The organism is Bradyrhizobium sp. NAS80.1 (assembly GCF_001908205.1).
Lineage (GTDB): Bacteria > Pseudomonadota > Alphaproteobacteria > Rhizobiales > Xanthobacteraceae > Bradyrhizobium.
Genome location: NZ_LGHL01000122.1, coordinates 34,709 through 49,218, shown reverse-complemented (window position 1 = coordinate 49,218; position 14,510 = coordinate 34,709). Strand labels below are relative to the sequence as shown.

General features: G+C 64.4%; 13 protein-coding genes, 1 pseudogene and 1 riboswitch. Of the genes and pseudogenes, 10 read left to right on the top strand and 4 right to left on the bottom strand.

The features are described 5' to 3' along the window. Positions 1-40 precede the first annotated feature (40 nt). Positions 41-928 (top strand): dienelactone hydrolase family protein, encoded by an 888-nt coding sequence (locus AC629_RS26285; protein ID WP_084807824.1) that lies wholly within the window; start codon positions 41-43, stop codon positions 926-928. 84 nt (positions 929-1,012) lie between these two features. On the opposite strand, the gene AC629_RS26280 is transcribed toward AC629_RS26285, so the two are convergent. Then, on the bottom strand, positions 1,013-1,861 hold the full coding sequence (locus tag AC629_RS26280) for an SDR family oxidoreductase (RefSeq protein ID WP_084807823.1): 849 nt from the start codon (positions 1,859-1,861) through the stop codon (positions 1,013-1,015). 207 nt (positions 1,862-2,068) lie between these two features. On the opposite strand from AC629_RS26280, the gene AC629_RS26275 reads away from it, so the two are divergent. Then, positions 2,069-2,761: an HAD family hydrolase gene (locus AC629_RS26275; RefSeq protein WP_084807822.1), complete on the top strand. Its 693-nt coding sequence runs from the start codon at positions 2,069-2,071 to the stop codon at positions 2,759-2,761. A 67-nt stretch (positions 2,762-2,828) separates the two neighbouring features. Here the strand turns inward: AC629_RS26275 and AC629_RS26270 are convergent, their stop codons facing one another. After that, positions 2,829-3,236: a nuclear transport factor 2 family protein gene (locus AC629_RS26270; RefSeq protein WP_084807821.1), complete on the bottom strand. Its 408-nt coding sequence runs from the start codon at positions 3,234-3,236 to the stop codon at positions 2,829-2,831. A gap of 98 nt (positions 3,237-3,334) precedes the next feature. Then, on the bottom strand, positions 3,335-4,804 hold the full coding sequence (locus AC629_RS26265) for a mannitol dehydrogenase family protein (RefSeq protein WP_084807846.1): 1,470 nt from the start codon (positions 4,802-4,804) through the stop codon (positions 3,335-3,337). Positions 4,805-4,931: 127 nt separating this feature from the next. Here AC629_RS26265 and AC629_RS26260 point away from each other — a divergent pair, with 127 nt between their 5' ends. The 7 genes and pseudogenes from AC629_RS26260 to AC629_RS26230 all read left to right on the top strand — a co-directional run bounded on the left by AC629_RS26260 (position 4,932) and on the right by AC629_RS26230 (position 12,460). After that, entirely contained in the window at positions 4,932-5,744 is an 813-nt protein-coding gene (locus tag AC629_RS26260; protein WP_084807820.1) for a FadR/GntR family transcriptional regulator, read from the top strand. A gap of 86 nt (positions 5,745-5,830) precedes the next feature. After that, complete coding sequence (locus AC629_RS26255) at positions 5,831-6,790, top strand: sialic acid TRAP transporter substrate-binding protein SiaP (RefSeq protein ID WP_074122186.1); 960 nt, start codon at positions 5,831-5,833, stop codon at positions 6,788-6,790. Positions 6,791-7,052: 262 nt separating this feature from the next. Beyond that, a complete protein-coding gene (locus AC629_RS26250; RefSeq protein ID WP_084807819.1) occupies positions 7,053-7,631 on the top strand; it encodes a TRAP transporter small permease in 579 nt (192 codons plus the stop codon). Positions 7,632-7,635: 4 nt separating this feature from the next. Next, positions 7,636-9,042, top strand: a complete 1,407-nt coding sequence (locus tag AC629_RS26245) for a TRAP transporter large permease (RefSeq protein WP_084807845.1) — start codon at positions 7,636-7,638, stop codon at positions 9,040-9,042. After that, complete coding sequence (locus tag AC629_RS26240) at positions 9,039-10,088, top strand: L-idonate 5-dehydrogenase (protein WP_084807818.1); 1,050 nt, start codon at positions 9,039-9,041, stop codon at positions 10,086-10,088. The genes AC629_RS26245 and AC629_RS26240 overlap by 4 nt, the downstream gene beginning before the upstream one ends. A 19-nt stretch (positions 10,089-10,107) precedes the next feature. Beyond that, positions 10,108-11,296, top strand: a pseudogene (gene uxuA, locus AC629_RS26235) (mannonate dehydratase). A gap of 249 nt (positions 11,297-11,545) precedes the next feature. Beyond that, positions 11,546-12,460: a lipase family protein gene (locus AC629_RS26230; protein ID WP_084807817.1), complete on the top strand. Its 915-nt coding sequence runs from the start codon at positions 11,546-11,548 to the stop codon at positions 12,458-12,460. Between the two features lie 244 nt (positions 12,461-12,704). Here the strand turns inward: AC629_RS26230 and AC629_RS26225 are convergent, their stop codons facing one another. Then, positions 12,705-13,337, bottom strand: coding sequence for a hypothetical protein (locus AC629_RS26225; RefSeq protein WP_084807816.1), 633 nt, complete (start codon positions 13,335-13,337; stop codon positions 12,705-12,707). A gap of 280 nt (positions 13,338-13,617) precedes the next feature. Beyond that, positions 13,618-13,696: riboswitch (SAM riboswitch) on the top strand. Between the two features lie 47 nt (positions 13,697-13,743). Between AC629_RS26225 and AC629_RS26220 the strand changes: the two genes are divergently transcribed. Then, positions 13,744-14,490: a metallophosphoesterase family protein gene (locus tag AC629_RS26220; RefSeq protein ID WP_084807815.1), complete on the top strand. Its 747-nt coding sequence runs from the start codon at positions 13,744-13,746 to the stop codon at positions 14,488-14,490. Positions 14,491-14,510: the final 20 nt, after the last annotated feature.

The window sequence follows — 14,510 nt, the reverse complement described above, 5'->3', positions numbered from 1 at the left end:
GCCTGAAGGGTCAGGGCCAGGCATCAGGAAGGATAAACCGATGAGCATTGAAACCACCGTGACTTCCGACGTCGTTGGGCTGACGAAAGTCGCCCCGGTCTCCCGCCGCGGATTCATGAGCGCCACTGCGGCCGTCGCCGCCGGCTATACACTTGCGGCCGGGCCGGTCCGTGCCGAGGTCATCACGACAGACACGAGCGGCCTCGAGGCCGGCGTTGCCAAGATCAAGGTCGGCTCCGAAGAGATGCCTGCCTACTTCGCCCGTCCTGCCGGCAACACCAAGGCGCCGGTGATCATCGTGGCGATGGAGATCTTCGGCCTGCACGAATACATCAAGGACGTGACGCGGCGCCTGGCCAAGCTCGGCGCATTCGCGGTCGCGCCCGACTATTACTTCCGCAAGGGCGTCGACCTCACCAAGATCACCGAGATCAAGGACCTGCTGCCGATCGTCAATGCGAAGCCGGACGCCGAACTATTGTCCGATCTCGATGCAACGGTGGCATGGGCGGGATCGCAAGGCGGTGACACCGCGAGGCTCGGCATCATCGGCTTCTGCCGCGGTGGGCGTACCGTCTGGGAATATGCCGCACACAACGGCACACTCAAGGCCGGCGTCGCCTTCTACGGCCCGCCGGTCGATCCGGCCAATCCGCTCTGGCCGAAGAGCCCGCTCCAACTCGCGCCCGAGATGAAGGCGCCCGTGCTCGGCCTCTATGGCGGAGCCGACGCCGGTATTCCCATCGCACAAGTCGAGCAGCTCAAGGCGGCGCTCGAGCAGAACAAGAAGACGGCCGAATTCAAGATCTACCCCGAAGCGCCGCACGGCTTCCATGCCGACTACCGCGGCAGCTATCGCAAGGATGCGGCGGAAGATGCCTGGAAGCAGGCGCAGGCCTGGTTCAGGAAATACGGCGTCCTGAGCTGACGCTGGATTTTAAAGGGCGGCCGATCGGCCGCCCTATTCTCTATCAAGGCGCGCCATCCGGGACGCGCCGGAGATGCCGGAACCCTATCGTCCTTCGCCTGCGCGCCACAGCGCATCCAGACCGTGCCGATAGGTCGGGTGGGCCAGCGTGACGCCGAGCTCGCGCTTCAATTTCGCGTTGGCGACACGGGCGCTGCTGGCATAGAAGCTGCGGGCCATCGCCGACATCGCGGCTGTCTCGAACGCTTCCTCGGCTGGCGCTGCAACGCCCATGAGCTGCGCGGCGTAGGCGATCACGTCCTGCGGCGGCGCGGGCTCGTCGTCGCAGACGTTCCAGGTGCCACCGTTCTGATGGCGAACCGCGGCCATGATCGCGCTCGCAATGTCGTCGACATGGATGCGGTTGAAGACTTGTCCGGGCTTGATGATGCGCCGGGCCGTTCCCGCTCGCAGCGTCACCAGCGCGTTGCGGCCGGGGCCGTAGATGCCTGCAAGGCGCAGGATCGCGACATCGCTGCGTGCCGCGTCCGTCCAGGCCTGCTCCGCTGCGACCCGCATCCGCGCGCGATCGAGAGCGGCCTGCGGCGGCGTGCTCTCGTCCACCCATGCGCCGGCGTGATCGCCATATACGCCGATGGTGGAGAGATAGACGATCTTGCGGCGGCCCGCCGCAAGCATGTCCGCGAAGGCCGCGATTGCTGGATCGCCGGCGATGCCGGGCGGGATCGATATGAGGAGGACATCGGCGTCGCTGATACGCTCGACCGTCGCGCGATCGGGATCAGTCCCGGAAAACGGATGCAGCTCGACGCCGGCGATGTCGTCCCGCTTCGCGGGATCGCGCACCGTGCCGGCGATATGCGAGAAGCTGCCGCCAAATCTGCGGACGAAGTGCCGGGCACTATAGCCGAGGCCAAGAATGAAGAGCCGCATGCGTCTCCCGTGCAAGTCGGAGTTCCCGTTCGCGCCGCAGCGCACCTCTGCTCATAAGAGATTTTTGGGTCCGCCAAAAGATACTGCAATTTTGCTCGCCCGCCAGTGCGGGCGATGCTCGTTCGGCGCAGGAGGCCATGACACGCGCCCCCAATCCACCGGGAGAAGTCCTTGCCGTCGACGTCGATCGTACAGGCACCCGCCTCGATGTCCGGCGATGCTGTCGAGCTGATCCGCCGTGCGGCCGCGCTGATCTTCGATGTCGATGGCACCCTGGCCGAGACCGAGGAGCTGCATCGGCAGGCCTTCAACCATGCCTTCGCCCGCTACGGTCTCGGCTGGCATTGGGACCGCGCCGTCTACAAGGATCTGCTGCGGGTGACCGGCGGCAAGGAACGCGTTCGCGCCTACCATGAAAGGTTGCGGATTGCTCCATCGTTGTCTGACGAAGACGTCGCAGAGCTTCACCGCATCAAGACCGCGCATTATGCCGAGCTGATTGAAACAGGCTGCTGTCCGCTACGGTCGGGCGTCGCGGACCTGTTGGCCGGGGCGTTGTCGCGCGGCCAGCGGCTTGCGATTGCGACCACGACCTCGCACGGCAATATCGATGCGCTGCTGTCGCGGGCGCTGGGCAAACGCTGGGCCGCGGACTTCGACGCGATCGTCGCTGGTGACGATGTCCGTCACAAGAAGCCGGCGTCGGACGTCTATCTCGAGATCCTGACGCGGCTGAAGCTGGCGCCTATGGAGTGCGCTGCGATCGAGGATTCCGCCAACGGCCTGATCGCGGCCTCGCGGGCGAACATTCCTGTGCTCATCACCCGAAGCATGTTCTTCCGGGACGATGACTTCACCGAGGCGCGGTTCGTACTGGATGATCTGTCGGGACTCGGATGAGGCCGCCGATCAAAAAACTGAAAAACAACCCCATGCAAAGTAGATCGCGCCGGCGTGACGGCCGCGTTCAATGGACCCGGTGACTCGGGCTATCGTCCTCAGCTTGCTCGACAATCTGCGCGATCGGGCTCGACTGGTGATGAACGAGGCGCCAATCGTCGCCGACGCGCCGAAAATGGTTGGCCGCGGCCAAAGCGGTGCCGTCGACGATCTCGATGCAGAGCACGCGCGCGCTGTCACCGTCGACGATCGCCTGCGGCTCGGCACAGGCGATCTGCGGCCGCTCCGGATTCTGCAGGATGTCGCGCCAGCTTCCGATCACGGTGGCACGGCCGACGATCGCGGGCCAGCCGGGATGGATGCAGGAGATGGTGTCGTCATCCGCCCACATCCGCTCCATGCCGTCGAAGTCGCCGGTCGCGAAGGCGGCGTAAAAGGCCGCGTTGGCGGCGATCACCTTGCTGTCCTTTGCCATGCCTCTCGGGTGGGCCAATGACAGGCAAAAATCAAGCGCGACTTCCGTTCGACTTTGACCGCAGTGCAGCATTCAGGGTGCTGCTGCCCATTTCGTGATCAGGCGGAGACGAGCGTCTCCACCGCCCGCCGCGCGCCTTGCGTATAGAGACGGCCGAGCGCCGCAGTCACGGCCTCGCGCAGGCGCGGTTCGGCTCCCAAGGCCCCGAACACCTTCTCGACTCCGAGCAGCGCAGGCGCGAGCCGTTCGACGACGGGACCGGCCTCGCGCGCCAGCGCCGCGAGCTCGGCGGCGAGCGGATCGCGCACATCGATCGCGCGGCCCTGCTCGTCGAGCGCGGTGACGTAGCGCATCCAGCCGGCCACGGCGAGCGCATGCGTCGCGATCGGCAGGTTCTTGAGCAGGCGATCCTGCATCGCGCCGAGCAGGCGTTGCGGAAGTTTTTGCGAGCCGTCCATCGCGATTTGCCAGGTGCGGTGATGCAGTGCCGGATTGGCGAAACGCTTGAGCAGCGAGGCACGGTAGGCGGCGAGATCGGTGCCTGCAGGCATCGTCAGCGTCACCGCGGCCTCTTCCATGACCTGCGCGGCGAGACGCGCGAAATGCGGATCCAGCATGGTGTCGGCGATGGTCTCGTAGCCCGCGAGATAGCCGAGATAGGCGAGCGCCGAATGGCTGGCGTTGAGCAGCCGCAGCTTCATCAGCTCGAATGGCTTGACATCAGTGACGAGCTCGACGCCCGCAGCGGCAAAGTCAGGCCGGCCCGCCGTGAAGCGGTCCTCGACCACCCATTGCGTAAAGGGTTCGGTCATGACCGGCCAGGCGTCGCGCAGGCCGAGCGCGGCGGACACCGCATCGCGGTCGGCATCCGTCGTCTCCGGCACGATGCGATCGACCATGGTCGAAGGAAAAGCGGCCGTATCCGCGATCCATTTGCCGAGATCCGTCGACCGGAGCGCCGCGAACTGCGTCACGATCCGCTGCACGGTGTGACCGTTGGCCGCAAGGTTATCGCAGCACAGCACGGTGAAGGGCGGAATGCCGAGCGCGCGCCGGCGCGCCAGCGCAGCCACGATGAAGCCCGGAGCCGAGCGCGGCGCGTCGAGATTGTTCAGATCGTGCACGACGTCCGGATGCCGCTCGTCGAGATCACCGGTCTGCGGCGTGTGGCAATAGCCTTTCTCGGTGACGGTGAGGGAGACGATGCGAATGGCGGGATCGGCCAATCTGTCAACGAGCCGTGCCGGGTTCTCGCGTGCGACGACGCTGTCGAGCAGCGCGCCGATGACGCGGTGCCCGGTGCCTTCGGCTGCGCGTATGGCAATGGTGTAGAGATGATCCTGCGGGGCGAGGGCCTCGCGTGTATGCGGGCTGCGCAGGCTTGCGCCGATGATGCCCCAGGAAGCGGCGCCGTTGGCAAGGCAATCGTCGATGACGACGGCCTGATGCGCGCGATGAAAAGCTCCCAAGCCAAGATGCACGATGCCGGGCGTGACGCGCGAACGGTCATAGGCCGGGCGGCGGATGGCCGGCGGCAGCCGGTCGAGATTGGCGCGGCCAAGGCTCATGAACGTTTCTCCTTTGATTTTGCGCTGCTTGACATGGCGCCTGCCCTCGGTCAATTGGTAAGACCAATTATCCAAAAATGGGCCGCGGGCACCGAGCTGGCTGCGCGACCCTTTCGGGGAGGCCAGCGTGCCGCTGGAAGCTGTGGAGGCGAGACGGCTCTATCGCCAGGTCGCCGATCAATTGCGAAGCCTGATCGACAGCGGCGAGTACGCGGTCGGCAGCCGCTTGCCGACCGAGCGCGAGCTCGCCGAGCAGCTCAGGGTTTCTCGGCCGACGGTGCGCGAAGCCTTGATCGCGCTCGAAGTCGAAGGCCGCGTCCGCATTCGCGTCGGGTCGGGCATCTATGTGATCGAGCCTGCTGCCGTTGTGGCGCCCGCAAGCGCGACCGTGATCGAGGGCCCGTTCGAGCTGCTGCGCGCCCGCGAATTCCTGGAAAGCGCGATCGCCGAGCAGGCCGCGCGTGTGGCGACCAAGGACGATATCGCCCGCATCGACGCTTCCCTTCTCGCGATGGAGAATGTCGAGCATCCCGGCGAAGCCTCAATGGTCCACGACCGTGCGTTCCACGTCGCGATCGCCGGAAGTCTCGGCAATGCCGTTCTGGTGCGCGTTATCGGCGAGCTGTTCGACCAGCGTCACAATCCCTATTTCGCGAAGCTCGCCCATTATTTCGAGAGCCCGGGCACCTGGCGCACCGCGCTCGACGAGCACCGCGCCGTGCGCGATGCGATCGCGGCGCATGATCCGGACGCCGCGCGCGATGCGATGCGCGATCATCTGGTGCGTTCGCAGGAGCGTTTTGCGCAGAATTTCGGCGCCGGCGGCGCGGCGGGATTGTCCGCCGGGGGCGACCGGACGGGCCGATATGAGGCAAAGCCGGCAAAACCAAAACGAGCGTCGAAGACGCAGGCCAAAAGCGGCAGCGCGCGGCGGCGATGAGATTGGGCGGCCCGTCTCCGTTTCGGGGCGGGCGAACAAGAAGCAGAGTTAGTAATGGAGGTAAGTCAGTGTTGAAGAAGATGACGATGGTGCTGGCGGTCTCGGCCGCGGCAATGGTCGCGGCGACCAATCCCGGCATGGCGCAGACCAAGCTCAAATGGGCCCATGTCTACGAGACCTCGGAGCCGTTCCACGGCGCCTCGGTCTGGGCCGCGCAAGAGATCGGCAAGCGCACCAACGGGCGCTACCAGGTCGACGTCTATCCGGCGTCGCAGCTCGGCAAGGAAGCCGACATCAACCAGGGTCTCTCGCTCGGCTCGGTCGACATCATCATCTCCGGCTCGAGCTTCGCGGCCAAGAGCTTCCCGCCGATCGGCGTGACCTACTATCCCTACACCTTCCGTGATGCCGACCATCTCCTCGCCTACACCAAGAGCGACATCTTCAAGGAGCTCGCCAAGGGCTATGAGGACAAGAGCGGCCACCACATCGTCGCGGTGACCTATTACGGCGTGCGCCAGACCTCGTCGAACAAGCCGATCAAGACCTGTGCCGATCTGAAGGGCCTGAAGATGCGCGTGCCCGACGTTCCGGCCTATCTGGCGATGCCGCGCGCCTGCGGCGCCAACACCGCGCCGATCGCGTTCGCCGAAGTCTATCTCGCGCTCCAGAACGGTACCGTCGAGGCGCAGGAGAACCCGCTGACCACGATCGAGGCCAAGAAGTTCTACGAGGTGCAGAAGCACATCGTTCTGACCGGCCACATCGTCGACCACCTCAACACGGTGGTGGCGGGCGCGCTCTGGAAGAAGCTCAGCGACGAGGACAAGAAGATCTTCACTGACGTGGCACAGGAGGCGGCTGCCAAGGCCACCGAGGAGATCAAGCAGAACGAAGCCAAGCTGGTCGCCTTCTTCAAGGAGAAGGGCCTGACCGTGACCGAGGTCGACAAGGGCGAGTTCCGCGACATCGTGCTGAAGAACGTTCCGTTCGAGACCTTCGGCTATCGCAAGGCCGACTGGGAACGGATTCAGGCGGTCAAGTAACCAACGCCAATCTCGCTGCAAGATCCTCATGGTGAGGAGCGCGAAGCGCGTCTCCGGACGATGCGTTGCATCGCCGGGCGAACCATGAAGGCCCCGGTGTCGCTCAGGTGTCGCCCGGGGCCAGCCTTCGAGACGCTTGCTTCGCAAGCTCCGCAGGATGAGGAGCGGAGCGAGTTTGATGCAGTAGAACTAACTCGTCATTCCGGGTTCGGCTCTTCGAGCCGTCCCGGAATGACGATTGAGACGATTGGAGAGTAACCTCATGTCGACCGCCGAAACGCACCGGCAGATGACCGCGGACGAGATCGCCCATACCTTCGAGGAGGAGGCGACGCCGAAGGTCGATCTCGGCATCTACGCTTTCGAGGACTGGGTCGCGCTGGCGATCTTCTGGGTGATGGCGCTCGCCGTCTTCCTCCAGTTCTTCACCCGGTATGTTCTCAATGACAGCTATGCCTGGACCGAGGAGATCGCGACCTATTGCCTGATCGGCGTGGTCTTCATCGGCGCGTCGATGTGCGTAAGGCTGTCGCGGCATATCCAGGTCGACCTGGTCTATCGCTATTTGCCCCACCTCGTGGCGCGTACGCTGTCCACAGTGATCGACCTGATCCGGATCACCTTCTTCGGCTACGCCATCAAGCTGGTCTGGGTCTACATCCAGATCATCGGCGACGAACAGATGACCACGATCAACATTCCCAAGAACTACGTCTATTACGCCGTGCTGGTCGGCTTCGTGCTGATGTTTGTGCGCTCCGTGCAGGTGGCGCTGCAACATCTGCGACAGGGCTATTCGATCCTCGAACGTCCTGGCGCCTACGACGGTTTTGAAGGGTAACGTCATGCTGCTGTTGCTTGGAGGCTTTCTTATTCTGATGCTGCTCGGCGTTCCCGTGGCGATTGCCATGGCTGCGTCGTCGCTGCTCTACATTCTGGTCAGCGGCGTGACGCCTGATGTCACGCTGGCGCAGCGCATGATCGCCGGCGTCGAGAGCTTTCCGCTGCTCGCCGTGCCATTCTTCATCCTGGCCGGCAACCTCATGAACATCGCCGGCGTCACCGGCCGCATCTACAAATTCGCGGTCGCGCTGGTCGGCTGGATGCGCGGCGGTCTCGGTCACGTCAACATCATCGGCTCGGTGATCTTCTCTGGCATGTCCGGCACCGCGATCGCGGATGCCGCCGGTCTCGGTACCATCGAGATCAAGGCGATGAAGGACCACGGCTACTCCACCGAGTTCTCCGTCGGTGTCACCGCGGCTTCGGCGACGCTCGGGCCGATCATCCCGCCGTCGCTGCCCTTCGTGATCTACGGCATGATGGCGAACGTCTCGATCGGCGCGCTGTTCCTCGGCGGCGTCATTCCGGGCATCGTCCTGACGCTGTTCATGATGGCCACGGTCACCTACTTCGCGCACAAGAACAAGTGGGGCAGCGACACGCCGTTCTCCTGGCCGCAACTCGGCTCGGCCGGGCTCGAGATCGTCATCGTGCTCTCTTTCCCGCTCGCGATCTGGCTGATGACGCTCGCAGGCCTCTCGACCAACATGGCGGTCGTCATCGGTCTCGGCACGCTGCTCGTGATCGACTGGTACTTCGACTTCTCGGCGGTGATGGCGCTGATGGCGCCCGTGATCCTGATCGGCGGCATGACGCTCGGCTGGTTTACTCCGACGGAAGCCGCGGTCGCTGCGGTGATATGGTCGCTGTTCCTCGGTCTCGTTCGTTACCGTACCATGACGTTCCAGACCGTCGCCAAGGCGACCTTCGACACCATCGAGACCACGGCATCGGTGCTGTTCATCGTCACCGCCGCGTCGATTTTCGCCTGGCTGCTGACGGTGTCGCAAGCTGCGCAGATGCTTTCAGACTGGATGCTCAGCATCACCCAAAACAAATGGGTGTTCCTGGCGCTCGCCAACATCCTGATCCTGTTCGTCGGCTGCTTCATCGACACCACGGCGGCGATCACCATCCTGGTGCCGATCCTGTTGCCGATCGTGCTCAAGCTCGGCATCGATCCGATTCATTTCGGTTTGATCATGACGCTGAACCTGATGATCGGCCTGTTGCATCCGCCGCTCGGCATGGTGCTGTTCGTTCTTGCCCGAGTGGCAAAGCTCTCGGTCGAGCGTACGACGGTCGCGATCCTGCCCTGGCTGGTGCCGCTGATGCTCGCGCTGATCGCGATCACCTACATCCCCGAACTGACCCTCTGGTTGCCGAAATACATGGGACTTTCCAAATGACATCCATAGCTCTCGCCGCAACCCTGTTCGGCCCTGAAGATCTGCGCATGATCGAGCATCCGCTCGAGAAGCTCGCAGACGGCATGGTGCGCATCCGCTTCGGCGCCGGCGGCATCTGCGGCTCGGACATGCACTACTTCCGTCATGCGCGGACGGGTGATTTCGTGGTGAAGTCGCCGCTGGTGCTCGGCCATGAGATCTCCGGCGAGGTGGTGGAGATTTCCGGCTCCGTAACCAACCTGAAGGTCGGCGACCGCGTCGCCGTCAACCCCTCGCGCTGGTGCGGCCATTGCGTCGCCTGCCGCGAGGGCCGGCCGAACCTCTGCGAGAACATCTTCTTCATGGGCTCGGCGTCGAAGACGCCGCACATGCAGGGCGGCTTCGCCAATTACTTCGACGCGATCCCGGCGCAGTGCGTGAAGATTCCAGACCACGTGTCCTATCAGGCCGCGGCGCTCGCTGAGCCGCTCGCGGTCTGCCTGCACGCGGTCGCGCGCGCCGGCAACATCGAGGGCAAACGCGGCATCATCTTCGGCGCCGGCCCGATCGGGCTTCTGACCATGCTCGCCGCACGGCGCGCCGGCATGGCCGACATCACAGTGGCCGACATCGCGCCGGCGCCGCTCGCTTTTGCGAGCCGGCTCGGTGCCTCCCACGTCGAGAATGTCGCGGGTGGGGAAGAGGGCCTGAAGGCGCAGGCCGCCTCACGCCCCTACGACGTCGCTTTCGAGGTTTCGGGCACGGCCGCGGGGCTTGCCAGCGCGATTGGCATCGTCAGGCGCGGCGGCACGGTGGTGCAGATCGGTAACCTGCCGGGCGGCCAGATCCCCACACCGGCGAATGCTGTGATGGCGAAGGAGATCGACCTGCGCGGCTCGTTCCGTTTCGGGCTCGAATTCATGACGGCGGTGGAACTGATCGGGACCGGCAGCGTCGATGTGCTGTCGTTGGTCACCGCCGAGCGGCCGCTGTCGACCGCGCCCGATGCGCTGCGGCTTGCGCTCGACCGCTCGCAGAGCGTCAAGGTCGTGCTGACCGCGAACTGATCTTAGGAGAATTCCGATGATGCTGCAGGGTTGGCGCTGGTACGGGCCGGATGATCCGGTGTCGCTCGACGATGTCAGGCAGGCCGGCGCGACGGATATCGTCTCGGCGCTGCATCAGGTGCCGATCGGCGAGGCCTGGACGCGCAGGGACGTCGAGGAGCGCAAGAACTTCATCGAGCGCGGCCAGCCCGGTCGCTCGCAACTGACCTGGTCGGTGGTGGAATCGATTCCGATCCCCGACGACGTCAAGCGTCTGGGGGGCTGAGGCGACGCGGTCGATCGACGCGTGGATCGCGAGCCTGGAGGCAGTGGCCGCCGCCGGTATCAAGATCATCTGCTACAACTTCATGCCGGTGGTCGACTGGTGCCGTACCGATCTGGAGTGGGAGCTGCCGAACGGCGCCCGCGCCATGCGCTTCGACCAGGACCGCTTTGCGGCTTTCGAGCTGCACATCCTGAAGCGCCCGGCCGCGACCGCCGAGTATTCGCCGGAGCAGCAGGCGCGCGCGAAAAAGCTGTTCGACAAGATGAGCCAGGCCGATATCGACTATCTCGTCATGGTCATCGCCAGCGCGCTGCCCGGCTCGACCACCGAGCCGATGACCATCCCGCAATTCCGCGACCGGCTCGAGCAGTATCGCGACATCACGCCAAAAATCCTGCGGCAGCATCTCGCCGAGTTCTTGGGCCGCGTCACACCTGTGGCCGAGCAGCTCGGCGTCTCGCTGACCCTGCATCCGGACGATCCGCCGCGGCCGCTGTTTGGCCTGCCGCGCGTGGCTTCGACCGCCGACGACTACCAGGCGCTGTTCGATGCCGTGCCGTCGAAGGCCAACGGGATCTGTTTTTGCACCGGATCGCTCGGCGTGCGCGCCGAGAACAACCTGCCGGAGATGGCCGAACGCTTCGGTCCGCGCATCGCCTTTGCGCATCTGCGCGCGACCAAGCGCGAGGCCGACGGCCTGTCGTTCTACGAGTCCGATCATCTCGACGGCGACGTCGACATGGTCGCGGTGCTCAAGGCGCTGCTGAAGGAGAACGCGCGGCGCTCGCCCGACAAGCAGATCGTCTTTCGTCCCGACCATGGCCATCGCATGCTGGATGATCTCGCCGCGACCAAGCGCACCAATCCCGGCTACACCGCGATTGGCCGGCTGCGCGGTCTCGCCGAGCTCCGCGGTGCGATCCGCGCGATCGAGCATCAATAGGGGGGGTGACGGGCGGCCTCCTGGCGGCCATCCGTCGAGGCGCCCGCTTTGGCGGGCTCCTCAGGATGAGGTCCTGTTTCGCGGCGAGGTCCTAGACCCTCATGGTGAGGAGCGCCGCTTTGCGGCGCGTCTCGAACCATTGAAGCCCAGCACGCTCGCGGAATTTGTCAAAGTTCCCGCCCTATGCGAAAGTAGCGCCATTCCAATTTCGATCGACGCATTGCAGCCGAAACCATTTGGGAGCTGGATGTGAGCATTCTGGTCGAACTCCCTCCCGATCAATACGATCGGAACGCATTCGCGAAATTCAACAAGGATGCTGCCGATTTCGATCTCGGCGTCGCGCGCGCGATGATGTGGATGTCGCAGCTTGCGTATGAGACCCACGTGCCTGATACGATCGAGGCTGTCGCTGCCCTCTGGAACCTGGCTGATGTCAGGACGCTGATACAGCCGGTGAAGTCGACGCTTCCGGTGTCGGACAGCCGCGGTGTCATTGCGCGAAAGGACGGCGCGACCATTGTCGCCTTCGCCGGCACCGATCCCCTCAACCTGCTGAACTGGGTCAGCAACTTCACCCTCGGCCGCCCGAACGCACTCGTCCACGAGGGTTTCAGTGAAGCGGCGGCGGCCCTCTGGAACGACGTCAAGGCGGCGCTCGCGGCAGCAGCAGCGGCGGGCTCGCCGATCTTCATCACCGGACACAGCCTGGGAGCGGCGATTGCTGTGGTTACCGCCGATTTTGCGCGGCAGCAGTTGCAGCTCACTAAGGCGCAGATCTATCTCTACGGCTGTCCGCGTGTCGGGCTCACCGAGTTCGTCACGCCCTACGACGCCACCTTCGGCAAGATGACCTATCGTCTTGTCCATGGCGCCGATATCGTGCCGACCGTTCCGCCGCCTCAGCTCGATTTCGTGCATGTCGGCCGCTACCTCGCTTGCCGGCAGGGCGCGAAGTTCGACGCGGGTCAATTGACGCCCGGCACCGGCTCCAACGAGCCGCGGCCGGACGCCGGATTGGTCGCGCAACTCGTCAGCCTGTTCGGCGGGAAATCGCTGAGCACGCGGACCGACGCTGTCGGAAATCTTTCCGTGCTGCTGCCGTCGGGGATCGGCGATCATCTGCCGGATCGCTACTACGCGGCGCTGACGCCCGCCGAGTAGCAGGCGGCTGTCGCGGCGAAGATCAGGTGAGGCGATATAGCAGAGTTCTCGGTGTCATAGCCCGACTTGCCGGCTTCGCTGAAGCTACGCCGGCATTCGAAGGACAGAGCAGTAGCCCGGATGAGCGAAGCGATATCCGGGACGACTGGCCCCGCATGTCGCTTCGCTCATGCGGGCTACAGGTCGTCGTTCCGAACTGCGTCCTGTCGCACTCTCGGTATCATCGTCCGAGCGGCCGCAAGGCCTAGTCTGGACAGGGTTGTCCGGCGGCTCCCCACAGAGCCATGTCTTTGACATGCTCCTCGAAGGTGCCCGGTGGCGTCGTACGGCCTGCTCCGGGCGCCCAGGCGCGAGGGATGAAGCCGTTCAGCGATGCATCGTGCCGCAAATGCTCCAGCAGGCCAACGGCGTCGCGGCCGCCGTTGCGTTTGGGATCCTTCATCTGCGCACAGATCTCGGCGCCACTTTGGCCGAACCAGACGAAATCGACCGGGGCGAGCTGCCAGTCGATGCCGGCGCGCGGCGGCGCCGGTGCCGGCTCGTTCGCCTGGGTGGTGGTCATGTGACAGCTCGAGCAGGGAAGCGCCTCCGCGCCGATGCGGCTCTCTCCGCCGTGGATATTCATGCCATGCACCCGGGACCTGGTTTCACCGGCCGGCGTCCACATCGGAATCGCCCTGGCGTCGACGTGGCAGTTGGCGCAACGCGGATGTGTCACCACGGCTTCAATCCTCTTCCAGGCCTCCAGCCCCTCGACGCGACTGACGCTGCCCGGCGGCAGTACATCCTTCGCGGCCTCGTCCTTGGCCGCGACAATTCCGGTGAGGGCCGCGGTTGCCGAGGCCGCGAAGACGACCGCGATCAGAGAGCTCTTCATGACAAGCCTCAAACGAAATCGATGAACGTGTTGAAAGGCATTTCGCGAAATTGACGGGATCGACCACCCGACATCGACGGCGACCAAGGCGTTACCGATCCTGATGCCTCTGTCCGTCTTTGTCACTTCGAGGACTTCGGCTGTCGGTATCCTACTTCAATTCACCCATCATTTTCGAGCGAACTCCAGGCGCATCATCGGCTTGCCCGGCATTTCACCATTTGGACGAGGTCGCGCGGCTTCGCGGCCATCCCTTGATTGCGCCACCCGGATTGTGTAATTTTCAATCAGCGCCGATTTGATACTCAGCTTGCGGGCGCTTCAAAAAATGCAGCTAAAGAGGCCGCTATCCCTGCATCGTCCCGCATTGAGTGAATCGTCGGCCATCTCGAATGGGGAGGGCTGGATGAAATTCGCCGCCATCGCGGATGTGCACGGGAATCGTCCCGCGCTTGAAGCCGTACTTGCCGACATTGCTGCGCTCGGCATCAACGAGGTCGTAAACCTTGGTGACCACGTCAGCGGCCCGCTCGAGGCAGCCCGAACTGCGGACCTGCTGATCGAACGCGGTTTTCCGTCGGTGCGCGGAGATCAGGACCGAATTCTCGTCGAACTCTGGCAGGCCGGCACCTCGGCTCGCAGCGATTTCCAACAGCTCGAGCGCAAGCATTTCGGTTGGATGGCAAGCATGCCGCCCACGCTGAGGTACAGGGAACAGGTGTTCCTGTGCCATGGATCGCCAGGGGACGATGCGGCCTTTTGGCTCGATCATATTGCCGACGATGGCAGCGCACGCCCGAGCGGGATCGAGGCCATCGAAGCCGGAGCTGAGGGGATCGACGCCCGCCTCATCCTGTGTGCTCACACCCATATTCCGAGAATCGTTCGCCTCAGGGACGGACGAATGGTCGTCAATCCCGGCAGCGTTGGGCTGCCCGGTTACGATGGGAAGGCGCCTGTTCCTTACGTGGTCGAGGTCGGCACGCCTCACGCGTGCTACGCGATTCTGGAGCATGCCGGGGAAGGCTGGCTCGCGACTCTCCGCTACGTGCCCTACGACAACACGGCCATGGCCGCACTGGCGCGCAGCAAGGGAATGCTCACCTGGGCGAGCGCGATTGCGACGGGTTGGGTGCAACGGGAGGGTGGGTAGTCCCGGCCGCCGGGCTTTGA